The organism is Bacilli bacterium, assembly GCA_036381315.1.
GTDB lineage: Bacteria > Bacillota > Bacilli > Paenibacillales > KCTC-25726 > DASVDB01.
In genome coordinates this window covers 31773-45001 of record DASVDB010000018.1, presented here as the reverse complement: position 1 = coordinate 45001, position 13229 = coordinate 31773, and the positions used below count along the sequence as shown (strand labels likewise).

Annotated in this window: 9 protein-coding genes; 6 read left to right on the top strand and 3 right to left on the bottom strand. The window is 51.7% G+C overall.

The window, feature by feature from the left end:
* Positions 1-1362, top strand: a 1362-nt coding sequence (locus tag VF260_01365) for a methyl-accepting chemotaxis protein (protein ID HEX7055831.1), incomplete at its 5' end; no start/stop codon positions are given.
* Positions 1363-1425: 63 nt separating this feature from the next.
* Positions 1426-3228 (top strand): penicillin-binding protein 2, encoded by a 1803-nt coding sequence (locus VF260_01360; GenBank protein ID HEX7055830.1) that lies wholly within the window; start codon positions 1426-1428, stop codon positions 3226-3228.
* Between the two features lie 127 nt (positions 3229-3355).
* Here VF260_01360 and VF260_01355 read toward each other — a convergent pair whose 3' ends face one another.
* Together VF260_01355 and VF260_01350 are read right to left on the bottom strand one after the other, a co-directional pair.
* Positions 3356-5869 carry an EAL domain-containing protein gene (locus tag VF260_01355; protein ID HEX7055829.1) on the bottom strand — a complete coding sequence of 838 codons (2514 nt, stop codon included), beginning with the start codon at positions 5867-5869 and terminating at the stop codon, positions 3356-3358.
* A 119-nt stretch (positions 5870-5988) separates the two neighbouring features.
* Positions 5989-7416, bottom strand: a complete 1428-nt coding sequence (locus VF260_01350; GenBank protein ID HEX7055828.1) for a Na+/H+ antiporter NhaC family protein — start codon at positions 7414-7416, stop codon at positions 5989-5991.
* A 178-nt stretch (positions 7417-7594) separates the two neighbouring features.
* Between VF260_01350 and VF260_01345 the strand changes: the two genes are divergently transcribed.
* Positions 7595-7999 (top strand): CBS domain-containing protein, encoded by a 405-nt coding sequence (locus VF260_01345; protein HEX7055827.1) that lies wholly within the window; start codon positions 7595-7597, stop codon positions 7997-7999.
* On the opposite strand, the gene VF260_01340 is transcribed toward VF260_01345, so the two are convergent.
* Positions 8000-8473 carry a hypothetical protein gene (locus VF260_01340; GenBank protein HEX7055826.1) on the bottom strand — a complete coding sequence of 158 codons (474 nt, stop codon included), beginning with the start codon at positions 8471-8473 and terminating at the stop codon, positions 8000-8002.
* Between the two features lie 135 nt (positions 8474-8608).
* On the opposite strand from VF260_01340, the gene VF260_01335 reads away from it, so the two are divergent.
* The 3 genes from VF260_01335 (at position 8609) to fni (ending at position 12935) form a co-directional block, all read left to right on the top strand.
* Positions 8609-9889, top strand: a complete 1281-nt coding sequence (locus VF260_01335; protein ID HEX7055825.1) for an ArsB/NhaD family transporter — start codon at positions 8609-8611, stop codon at positions 9887-9889.
* 88 nt (positions 9890-9977) lie between these two features.
* Complete coding sequence (locus VF260_01330) at positions 9978-11831, top strand: LTA synthase family protein (GenBank protein ID HEX7055824.1); 1854 nt, start codon at positions 9978-9980, stop codon at positions 11829-11831.
* A 60-nt stretch (positions 11832-11891) separates the two neighbouring features.
* A complete protein-coding gene (gene fni, locus VF260_01325; protein HEX7055823.1) occupies positions 11892-12935 on the top strand; it encodes a type 2 isopentenyl-diphosphate Delta-isomerase in 1044 nt (347 codons plus the stop codon).
* Positions 12936-13229 lie beyond the last annotated feature (294 nt).

Below are 13229 nucleotides of genomic sequence, written 5' to 3'. Positions count from 1 at the left end.
AGTGTGCAGGTCGTTACTGCGGATGGAGACATTGTCTTCGCGTCCAAACCGGAGTTGATCGGCAAAAAACTGGGACAAAAGCTTGACCTCAAGAAACAGATCGGGTCCTTAGAAACCGACAGTGAACTGATTGTCCACAGCAAATCGGGAGTGACGGGATGGTCGTTGGTCGGCGTAACGCCAATCAGCGATTTAACCAGCGGATCGAACAAGATATTTGTCTGGACGCTTATTTTGGCTTTGGTCGCTGCCGTTTTGGCCGTCGTGATCGGCCTTCTGATTATCCGCTTCGTCGCCACGCCGCTCGTGCAATTAAGCGGCTTGATGAAAGAAGGCGCGCAAGGGAATCTGCAGGTTCGCACCAAAGTGAAGTCCAAGGATGAAATCGGGCAATTATCGCGCAGCTTCAATGAAATGATGGAGCAAATCACGCTGCTCGTTAAGCAGACGAACGTTTCCGCCCAGGAAGTGTTGGCTACGTCAGCCTTGTTAAATGAAGCGTCGAAAAATACGGCTACGTCGGCCAAAGAAATATCGATCGCCACCGAGGAAATCGCCAATGGCGCCTCTACGCTCGCAGTGGATGCGGAGCGGGGAAATGATTTGACGCAGCATATCGGCAAACAGATGGCGCTCGTGATCGACGAAAATGAAAAAATGGGCATTTCCGCCGCACAGGTTCGCACCGTCAGCGAACAGGGCATTACCTATATGGCGGAGTTGATTACGAAGACAAATTCGACCGAAGAGATGACCCGGTCGATGGTCGAAAAAGTCGATAAGTTAAAAGAAAGCACCAACTCGATTCGCAAAATTTTGGATATGTTAAACGGCATTACGAAACAGACCAATATTTTGTCGTTGAATGCGACGATTGAAGCTGCGCGCGCCGGCGCGGCCGGCAAAGGATTCATGGTGGTCGCGGATGAAATCCGCAAATTGGCGGATCAATCGCGGCAATCGATTGACGTGGTCGGGCAAATCACCGAATCCATTCAAAATGAAATTGATGAGACCGTGCAAGTTTTGTCGGAAGCGTATCCGTTGTTCCAGGAACAGATCGCCTCGGTGAAAGAAGCGGATCGCATCTTCAAAGATGTGCATAAAAATATGAGCAATTTCATTGTGCAACTGGACAATGTCTCGGGTTCCATCCAAAAATTGGAGGAATCACAGGAGATTTTATCGGAAGCGATGGGCAGTGTCAGCGCCATTTCGCAACAATCTTCGGCCACTTCGGAAGAGGTAGCATCATTGAGCCAGGAGCAGCTCAGAGTGAGCGAAGAGCTGGTGCAGTTGTCGGATAAGCTTGACTCCCTGTCGAATACGCTCAAAGAGTCACTTACCAAGTTTGTGATCTAAACGGCATATTTCCATCCAGTAAAAATTGGCCTCCCAGTGTATGGGAGGCTTTTTTGTTTGAATATGCCCATCCGGGCAATAATGGAAAAGAAGCGTGTTTTTGGGGTGAATCCGATGCAGCGGCGCATATTTTTATTGTTGCTTGCCTTTTCCATGGGGTTTCTTGTTCTGCTAATCAGGCTGTTGTATTTGCAGCTGATCGCTTCGGGTGTTTTGTCCGGTGCAAAGACCGGGCTTGCCCGCGGCGCGGTTTCCCAGCGGGAACACGCGCTTGTGCTGGATGCGGGCAGGGGCCATTTTTATTTCCGCGATGCAAGCCCCATTACCGGGGAAGTCGGCAAGGGATTGGCCGTTTTTCCCGTTGGCGATTTCCGCGGCGAGCAGGCGGCGGCAAGCATCGCGCAAATTTTGAAAATCAATCGCGCCGCGTGGTCGGCATTTGTTGACGGGCTGAAAGCTCCGAAGTTCTGGACCGCCGCCTACGCAAAACGTCCCTATCTGCTTTCCCCGGAAGAGGCGCAGGCGCTGGCCGGGCTGAAGCTTCCCTTTCTTCATGTGCTGCCAGTCACCGTACGTTACCCGGAAAATATGCCCGCGCAACATGTGATTGGCTTTATCGCGGAAGATCCCGACAAAAACGAACGGAGCCGCCAACAGGTCGGCGCATCCGGACTGGAACGAACGTTCGACGCATATTTGCGCGGAATAGGCCAAGAGAAAGCAATCATTTATACGGATGGACGAAATAATCCGCTGCAAGGGCTTGGACTGCGGATAAGCGCCCCGGACAACCGGTATTATCCGCTAAAAATCATCACCACACTCGACGCGGGCATGCAAACGATTGTCGAAGAAGCGTTGGATGAGGCGCAAGTGCAGGAAGGCGCCGTCGTATTGCTCGATGCCCAAAACAACGATGTGTTGGCCATGGCCAGCCGCCCCCGGTTTAATCCGTACAGCGTCGATCCCGCAGACGGAAAATGGCAAAACCGCGCGCTTTCCGCTACCGCGCCCGGTTCGATATTCAAAACCGTGATTGCGGCGGCGGCGTTGGATGCTCATGTCGTCCAGCCGCAGGAACAGTTTTTCTGCGGCGGCGAGCTTGGAAAATTCCATTTTTCCTGTTGGAAGAAGAATGGGCACGGCCGCATCAACTTTGCCGAAGCCTATGCCGAATCCTGCAATATTGTCTTTGCCAACGTGGCGGAGCGGTTAAAACCGCAACAAATCGTGGCGGCGGCTTCCGCGTTCGGGATCGGGCAACCGATTGGCTGGGCCGGAGAGCAATCCGGTAAAGTGGGCACGTTTCGACAATTTGCCGGAGAAAATTCGGGGCAGGTGTTTGACTCGAAGACTGTGGTGGATGAAGGGGCGATGGTGCAAACGGCGATTGGGCAGCGGGATGTGCGCATGACCCCGCTGCAAGGAGCTTTTATGGTATCCGTATTGTTGCATGGCAAAAACGTCAACAGGCCGCGCATCGCTAGCGAAATTCGCTATGCCAACGGCCTTTTGAAAGAAAAATTCCCCTATCGGCGGGCGGCGTTGGCGGGAACGCCGATTTCCTCGGCCGCTTCGCAGGAACTGTTGAAAGACATGCAAAAGGTTGTCGCGACCGGAACGGGCGCTAAACTGCGGAAGTCTGCTTGGAAAATTGCCGGAAAGACCGGAACCGCGCAAGTTTTTTCACAGGGGAAGGAAAAAACGAATCAGTGGTTTGTCGGATATTTTCCTGCGGATAAACCGCGCTACATCATCAGTGTGCTCATAAAAAACATGCCAAAACAGCCCGCGAATGCGGCGCTTCACGTAACCGGCATGATCGTCGCCGATATGGCCGCTACAAGCAAAACAGCAATACAATAACCAAAAGGAGAAAAAGCACCAAGACGATAACCCCAAACTTCTGATCCATCACCGTGCAGCTCCTGTATTGGGAAGTGTCTCTTTTAGTGTATTCCGGCTGGCGCGGCGGCGAATCAACTGATGCCTATCACGATATCGCAAATAATGATTCAAAGCGCGGAAGATTGAGCGGCTTGCTGTAGTAAAAACCTTGCGCCTTGAAGCAGCCGTATTGGTTTAAAAATTCGATTTGCTCTTTTGTTTCGACTCCTTCGGCGACAACATCCAAATTGAGATGATGCGCAATTGCGATGATCGCGGCGACGATTGCGGCATTGCTGGCATCGCCCGATATATCCCGCACAAATGTCCGGTCGATTTTCAGGCGGTCGATCGGCAATGATTTCAAATAACTGAGCGAGCTGTAACCGGTGCCGAAATCATCGATGCTGATCCAGACACCCAGTTGTTTCAGCCGTTTCAGATGCGCGACGGCATACTCGACGTCCATTGCCATGCTTTCCGTAATTTCAATCTCCAGCAGGCCCGGTTCGGTTTTTGTTTCCTGCAAAATGTCGGCAATTTTGTTGACCAGATCGTGCTGAAAAAATTGCCGCATCGACAAGTTGACGGCGATCCGCATGCCGACTTTTTTGCGTGAATGGATGCGGCTTGCCTGTTTGCACGCTTCCCGCACCACCCATTCGCCGATCGGAATGATCAGCCCGGTATCTTCGGCCAGCGGGATAAACTGTGTCGGGGCGATGACGCCTTTTGTCGGGTGGTTCCAGCGCAATAGAGCCTCGGCCCCGATCACTTCGCCGGTTCGCGTATCGATTTGCGGCTGCATGTGCAACGAAAATTGGCGTAAATCCAGCGCTTTGCGCAAATCGTTTTCCAGCATCAAATTTTCCTTGGTGGCGGCATGCATGCCGGGGTTGTAAAACTCGTATTTGCTGCGGCGCTCCTTGGCGCGGTACATGGCAATATCGGCGTTTTTCATCAGCGCATCGATGTCGTTGCCATTATCGGGAAATGCCGCGATTCCAATGCTTGGCGTGATCCGGTATTCCATTTCCGCAATGGAAAATGGAGCTTCGAAGTTGCGAAAGATCGCCTGGCAGACGGATTCCAGTTCATTCGCATCGCGAAACTCGGGGATCAGGATGGTGAATTCATCCCCGCCCATGCGCGAAATCATCTGGCGGTCGGTAACCGCGTTTTTGAGCCGGTCGGCAATTTGCTTTAGGATCAGATCGCCGAACGCGTGCCCGAGCGAATCGTTGAGATTTTTAAACCGGTCAATGTCCAAAAACAGCACTGCCATGCGGGCATTTTTCGCCTGCGCCTGCTTCAGACATTTTTGCAACTCCTCCTGAAACTTTCTGCGGTTAGGCAGCCCTGTCAGATCGTCATGATAGGCAAGATAATTGATTTCTTCCTCTTTGCGGCGGTTTTGCGTAATATCCCGGGCGATTCCGTATATGCCCACCACTTCCTGATTAACAACAATCGGCACATTGACGACCGACAGCAGCCTGACATCGCCGTTTTTATGCAATACTCGCGTTTCATAATGCTGCGGTACGCCTTGCACCGTTTTCTGAAAATGGAGGATCGCTTTCCTGCGGTCATCGGGATGCACGATTGCGGAAAAGTGAACGGCGGCCACGTCTTGGTCGCCGTAACCGATGACCGCTTCGCCAGCGGCGTTTACGCTTAGAAAGTCGCCATCCAAATTCATGGAAAAGATCAGGTCGGGGTTATAATCAAACAACGATTTATATCGCTGATCGCTTTCCTCCAGGCGAAATTTTGTTTCGGTCAATTCCTTTTCCGTCATGATTTGCAAGTTGTACGGCTCGTTCATGGCCGTCATGTAAATGCCTTTTAACAGTCCAAAATAGCCGAAATCCTTGAACAGATGACCGGTTATATTGTAAGTGTCGAAGTAATGTTGCGTGATGACGAAAAAAAGTTCGCCCAAAAAGAGAAACACCGTCGCTTTAATGATCGTGAGCTGAGCGATTTGCTTCTGCCGGAAATATTGCCAAACCAGCATGCCAACCGTTAGCAAGCGCAAGGCGGAAACGGCGATTTCCAGCATATTGGCGAGCGGAAAGCGGGAATTGGCAGACTGCGGAAGCGGAAGATGATCGGCATAAATGACGAGTACCCAAAACGTGAGGAAGGTAAAAACAAGCGACCACGTCAACACTTTTACGCGCGACTTTCGCGCGATGATCCGCTCCGGCAACGCAAAGATGGTCAAAAGTCCTAACGCTTCAATGACGCGCGCCAAAATCCAAAACCATTCGGATATGCGGTTATCCCAAATTTCCAGGAGCCCCGGGTAGGTGAGCGTATGGGTCAAGTCCAAAATGCCGATGGGCAGAAATAAAGCGGCGATCAAAAGACGACGCAACGATTTTGTATACGGCAAAATAATCCATCCCTGCAACGCGATGGATAGTGATACGATGACGCTGAAAAATTCGGCAACGGTATGCCAGATCAAGTTTTGGGACGGTTTATAGAAGGGGAGCGTGCCGACGGACAAAAGCGTAAAAAAAGCGATGAGCGCAATGACGACAACCGTCACCGTTACTTGTTCCTGCCCGCGGGCGTCCGCGTTCCAAAACCGTAAAAACCGTTTGATCATGGGGTACCCCCGTCAAACAAAATAATTTGGCGCATAAAGACGAAATATGGGACTTAAGGACTATAGCTAAAATTTTATGGTTGCGTGTGCGGAATGTCAATTGTTTTTTTCCAAATTCTTCATTTCAAAAGAAAAGCGGCAACACCAAACAGCACCGTGCTGATTCCGGCAGCGATGAGCGAAGGGAGCAACTTGGTCCGCGAGTATTTGATCACCGGCATATCCATGATGGTGCATAACGTGACGGAATTGTCGCTCAGAGGGGAAGTAAAGGCGCCGAACGTTCCGCTGGCGAACACGGCGCCGATAACCAGCAGGATATTGGCATCCGCCTGATGCGCGAGCGTCACCGCCAACGGCATCAATAATCCCCATGTTCCCCATGAGGATCCGATAAAATATGAAATCACCCCGCCCAGCAAAAAAATGACCGGAGCGATGAAGAAATGGGGGATCCATCCTTTTACATGTTCGGTGATATAGGAGGAGAAGCCGAGATCTTCCGAAACCGCGGAAACCGACCAAATGAGCGCAAGCATCAGGATGACCGACATCAGCTCATTGCCGCCTTTCAAAAAGTGGGTGATCAGCTGCCCGACCGGAAATCGTTGCGCCAAATAAAAGGCCAGCGCAATGACAATCCCGATCAACAGCGCCTCCAGCATGACGCCCAGCGCATCGCTGTGCAAAAAAGCGTCGAAAAAGCTTTTAGCTTTCGTGTGTCCGTCCCACCAGCTTAAAAACAATGTCAATACCAGCACAACGACGAGCGGCAAAATTAAATTCCACGGTTTGATCGGGGTGTCTTTCTCATAGGCGCGCGTGCACTCGTTCAACGCTTCCTCTCCCTGCTGTTCGTTCGGGTTTAGTTGATCATTGTCCGCTTTTGCGTTTTTCGCTTTTGCCCGTTTGAAAAAACTGTAATAGATGCCGATCGCAATAATGGCAAACGAATAAAAGTTGAAGGGGATGCTTTGCACATAGACGGTATAAGCTTTTTCATGAATGTTGTTTTCTTTGAGCGACATGTCGATTACCGATACCATGTAGCCGACAAAAGCGGTGGCGATCGGGATCAAGCCGACGATGGGATTGGAGGTCACTTCGATCGTAAACCCGACCTGTTGATTGGACATCTTCAACCGGTTGCGCAACGCCTTCATGATCGGGGCGACGGTAACAATGCGAAAATCCGGATCGCTGAACGTCCCCATTGTCGTGAGCCAGGTTAAAAACATGGCGCTCCTTTTGGTTTTGACCTTTTTGCTGATCAGGTGGACAAAGCCTTTGATGCCCCCCGTCAGTTTGGCCATGCTGACCAATCCGGCGAAAGCGTACAGGAAAATGATGATGCGGATATTGCTTGACTTCACCAAATTTTGGTCAACGTAAGCTAACACTTGCTTGATGCCGCCTAGAAACGAAGGTTCTTTCAGATAACATCCGACCAGAAGCGCGATAAACAAACCGGGGAGCACTTGTTTTGTCCAAATCGAGATGGGAATCACCAGCAAAAACGGGATCAATGCGACCCATGAACCGTGCACGTCCAAACCACTCCCGCATGAAAAACAGTTTGCAAAAGCCGTTAGTAGTTTGAATCCGAACGCCGAAAACTATGCCGCCCGCGCAAAAAAAGGCAACTTTGGCCCGGCGCGCATCGTATAATAGGGATGCGGAAGGTTTTACACCATAATCATGATTCGTAAAAGGACAGATGACCCGATGAATATCGCATTTTTCTTGACGCCAAAACAGGAGGTTGTCACATTGTCTCCGGACTCGACATTGCGCCAGGCGCTGGAAAAGATGGAATACCATCGCTATTCCGCCGTTCCGCTTGTCGACGAACACGGGCGCTATGCCGGCACGATAACGGAAGGCGATTTGTTGTGGAAATTGAAAAACACGCCCGATTTGACTTTTGCGAATGCGCATCAATATACGCTGCGGGATGTGCCACAGCGAATGAACAACAAGACGGCGCAAGTCGATGCGGAAATTGAGGATTTGATCGGTCTTGCCAAAGTGCAAAACTTTGTGCCGGTCAACGACGATAAAGGCGTTTTTATCGGCATCATCAAGCGCAGCGATATTATTGATTACTGCCACAAGCAGTTGTTTCGTTGATCAGATTTCCTTGTCTTCGATCGGAGAGTCGATCATGTCGCTGTCGTTTATGGCATTGGCATTTTGCCTGACACTATTGAGCCCGGTAATCTTTCCCAGCCCGTAGTTGTTTTTGCCGTGGGCGCTCCAATTGTGCTGGCCGTTTTCGCCGACGGATATGGTCGAGTTGCGGTTGATCGCATTGACGGATATTTGTGTGAAGTCGATTTCATTGTTGGATAACGTACGGCTTTCTTGATTGAGGTAAACGTCGCGATCGTCAACCGGTATATCCAGCACATCGTTATCGCGAATCAGGATGATGTTGCCGGTCAAACGCACATTCGCCGCCCGGCCGATGCCGTTGTTGTATTTGTTGTGGCTGCTCCACCCGATGCATTGGTTCGTTCCGATGAAAACTCCCGAGACGGTGTCGATACTGCCGATATGAATATGCCTGCAAACTACGCCCGCCTTGCTTTCGCCATATAACATACGCCTTTGCCACCCGCCCAAACCATACCAGGATGTTATCAGCCTATGCGGTTGGTTGTGATTGGGGATTCGTTTGGAGTAATATAAGGTCAAACGACAAAATGGTGCGTTAAACGACAGACGGAAGGTGTTGGCGTGGCATACGCGGCAGAGTTGGCAGTTGTTATTTTTTTGGCGGTATACGCTCTGATTGTTTCCGAGAAAATTCATCGCACGATTGCCGCCATATTGGGCGCGTCGTTTCTCTTCATTTTCGGTATTACAGACCAGACGGAAGCAGTGCGGGCGATTGATTTCAATACGCTGGGCTTGCTGATCGGCATGATGATGATTGTCGCGATCACGGCGGAGACGGGATTGTTTCGCTTCGCGGCCATTTGGACGGTCAAAAAGACGCGCGGCAAGCCGCTTTTGGCGCTTGCTGCGTTTTGTCTGATCACGGCGTTCGCCTCGGCTTTTTTGGACAATGTTACAACCGTGCTGCTCATCGTCCCGGTTACATTCAGCATTTGCCGGATGCTCGGCATATCGCCGCTGCCTTTTTTGCTGATGGAAATATTCGCCTCGAATATCGGCGGCACGGCGACGCTTATCGGCGATCCCCCCAACCTGATGATCGGGAGCGCCAATCGGGAACTGACGTTTATGGCTTTTTTGGATAATCTTTCGATCATTTGTCTGATCATTCTCGCATTGGTGTTTTTATTCGTGGCCTTGCTGTACCGCAAACAATTGCGCTCCGCAAAAGACAGGCATTTGAACTTGGCCAGTCTTGACGCCAAAGAGGAGATTACGGATAAAGTTTTGCTTATAAAATGCCTGTTTGTATTATGTTTGACAATCGGCGGATTTTTCGCGCATCAATGGCTGCACATGGAAACGGCGACGATTGCGCTGATCGGGGCTTTCCTGCTTTTGCTTTTGACTGGCGGAAAGTCGCTGGAGCGCGCTTTTGCGGGGGTCGAGTGGCCGACCATCTTTTTCTTTATCGGTTTGTTTGTGCTGGTTTCCGGATTGGTCAAGACCGGGGTGATTGCCGGATTGGCCCGCGAGGCGCTTGCCCTTACGGGGGGCAGCACGCTAAACACTTCATTTTTAATATTATGGTTCAGCGGGCTCGCCTCGGCATTCGTCGACAATATTCCGCTTGTTGCGGCCATGATTCCGCTGATTAAAGAAATGGGCAAGCTGGGTTTAACCCAATTGGACCCCGTATGGTGGAGTTTGTCGCTGGGCGCCTGTTTGGGGGGCAACGGCACATTGATCGGTGCCAGCGCCAATGTGGTCGTTTCCGCCATGGCCGCAAAAGAAGGCGTACATATTTCCTTTGCCAGATTTTTGCTTATCGGGTTTCCGGTTATGCTGATTTCGCTAGCGGCAAGTTCGGTTTATTTGTATTTGCGCTATTTCGGATAGCCCATTCGTAGCTTTCGGCAACTTGTGGTATGATAGGTATCGATAAGCCGCATGGATGATAGACAAGCTAGCCAGCAGGGGGGATATTTTGCCGTTGAAATGGAAGCCTTTTTTGACGAGCCCTTTCTTTGCCTTTTTCCTGATCATGCTCATCAAGCTTTACTTTGCCCGACTGATCATCTTTCAAGACTCCAATTTGTTCCAATCCGCATTGGTTGAACTTCCGTCGCTGTTCATCGTTTTTTCGCTGATCGAATGGCTTGCGCACAAGGGCAAGGTGCTCATCTATATCGTTGTCGATTTTGTCATTACCGCTGTCTATTTTGCCGCTATTATGTACAATAAGTATTTTGGCGTAGTGGTCACCTATCGCGCGCTGCAGCAGGCCAACCAGGTAATGGAAGTCAAACCGAGCGTGATGCAGCTTTTGCATCCTTATTTTCTTTTCATTTTTACGGATATTGTTTTGCTTTTTGCTTTGCTTGTTTTTGTCAAACCGATGCGCAGGTGGGGAAAAAATGCGATCCGCGTGCGCCCGCTCGCGGCGTCGGTCATTTTGTGCGTTTCGCTGGCGTTAAGCCTGTTCAACGTAACTGCGCATGCCAATATCGTAAACGATATCAAGCGCGCGGAAAAAATGGGCTTGATCAACTATGAGGTGTATACGATTTTTGCCGATATGCATCAGGATTATCTGGACCCGGCGACGATCACAAGGGCGGCCATCGAGCAGGAAAAGGGAATTGCCGGCGAAAACTCGCGGAATTACTGGGCCGTAGCGCAAGGCCGGCATTTATTGGTGCTGCAGATCGAGGCGCTGCAAAACTTTCCGCTCGGACTGAAAGTCGGAGGACAGGAGATAACGCCAAATTTGAACAAGCTGCTCCAAGACAGCTTCTATTTTCCGCACGTGTACATGATGGTCGGGCAGGGGAACACCGCGGACGCCGAATTTATAACCAACACGTCGCTGTACACGGCTCCGCATGGCGCGTCCAGCCAAACATACGGCGGAAAAGAGCTGCCCAGCCTGCCGAAGCTGCTGAAGGCGCACGGGTACACCGCGCGGACGTTCCACACGAACGACATCGTGTTCTGGAACCGGCAGCAATTGTACAGCGCCCTGGGGTTTGACAAGTATTACGATGACGACTATTTCGGCCATGACGATTTCGTCATGTTCGGCGCCTCCGATGAAGTGCTGTACCGCAAAACGGTGGAGGAATTGTCCCGATTGGACAAGGCGGGCGAAAAAGTATACGCCAGCATAATTTCCATGTCCAGCCACCATCCGTTCGATCTGCCGGTGAACAAACGAAAAATCAAACTCCCGGCGGAATACGACGATACGTTCGTCGGGAATTACCTGTATGCGGTCAATTATGCGGATTACGCTCTGGGCGAACTGATTGCCGATTTGCAAAAGGAGGGCCTGTGGGACAAATCCATGCTGTTTCTGTACGGTGACCATATGGGTTTGCCGATCAATTCGCTGGATCATCAGGACAAAAAATTGCTGCGGAGCATGCTTGGCAAAACGTACCGCTATAATACGATGATGAATATTCCGCTTATCGTTACGATTCCGGGCGTAAGCAAGCAAACGACGTTCGCGCAGGTGGGCGGTCAAATCGATTTTATGCCGACGATCGCCAATCTGCTGGGAGTTTCTATTGACAATCAAGTATATTTCGGGCAGGATCTGCTGAACCACCGGCACAATTTGCTGCCGGAGCGTTATTATTTGCCGACGGGATCGTTTATCAACGACGATGTGATTTATATTCCCGGCGTGTCATTTCAGGACGGCACCACGATCGGTCTGAAAGACGGCAAATTGGGAGGCAGCAGAAGCGAGGACAAGGATGATTTTCAGCGGGCGTTGAAACTTTTGCTCATGTCGGACAGCTATGTAAATTCCTTGCCGGAACACAAGCCATAACATATTGCGGAAAATATTGCAGCCGGAAAAGCGACAAAAGGTTAGCGAGGAGGCGGCATAATGGCCGGAGAATCCGAAGACCTGTTAAAAAAACGCAAGGCGGAACATATATCCATCGTGCTAAACGAACAGGTGTCAGGCGCCAACATCACCAGCGGGCTGGAGCGCTATCGGTTTTGGCATAACGCGCTGCCCGAACTGGATTTTACGGCGATTGACACTTCCACGGTATTTTTCGGAAAAAAGCTGCGCTTCCCATTGCTGGTCAGTTCCATGACCGGCGGGGCGGAGCTTTCCGCGGAGATCAACAAGCGCCTCGCCACAACGGCCGAGCGGCGAGGCTGGGCCATGGGATTAGGCTCGATGCGCGCGGTGCTGGAACATGCGGAGTTGCGACACACATACATTGTGCGCCGGTATGCTCCGTCAATCCCCTTGTTCGCCAATTTGGGAGCAGTGCAGCTGAATTACGGCTACGGGGTGGATGAATGCCGCAAAGCGGTGGAAATGATCGAAGCGGACGGCCTCATTTTGCATCTCAACAGTTTGCAGGAAGTGTTTCAGCCGGAGGGCGATACGAATTTTTCCGGGCTGCTTGGGAAGATAGAGAAAGTCGCCCACGCGCTTGCGGTTCCCGTCGGAGTGAAAGAAGTCGGGTGGGGCATCAGCGGTGCGGTGGCACGCAGGCTTGCCGACGCCGGCGTTTCTTTCATCGACGTCGCAGGCGCCGGCGGAACTTCCTGGGCGCTGGTGGAGAAATACCGCGCGCACGACGGGTTGCGGCGCGAAGCCGCCGACGCCTTTGCCGGTTGGGGCATACCGACGGCGGAAAGCCTCATCGAGGTGAGGGCGGCCGTGCCGCACATTCCGGTTATTGCGAGCGGCGGCATCGCAAGCGGCGTCGAAGCGGCCAAAGCGATCGCCCTGGGCGCGAGTTTGGCCGGCTTCGGCCGATCATTGCTTGCCGACGCCGTCTCGTCGGCGGAAGCGCTCGACGAACGGTTCGCCCGCGCGGAATTCGAACTGAAGGCCGCGATGTTCGGCATCGGCGCGGGAACGATCGCGGAGTTGGCCGAAACAGACGCGTTGCGGAAGTGTACATAGGTTGTTGCGGGTTGTTGCGGTTGGCAGCCCCGCGCCTTTAGTTTCCATATGCCGGGTCTAAACCCGCCGCCTTTAGGCGATCAGCCAACAGCGACTGCACTTTGTAAACGTTAAACCTCATCGCCCAACGCTAAAACGGGTGGGCCGCCTCTTTGCGCAGCGCTCACTACACCGGCGCTAAAAAGGGGGATCGCCTTCCGGCACAACGCCCCTCGCCCAGCGCTAACGGGCGCAGGAGACGCTATTTGCCGGAAAAAGGCTGTTCAAAAAATTTAACGGACGCCACAGCTGCTA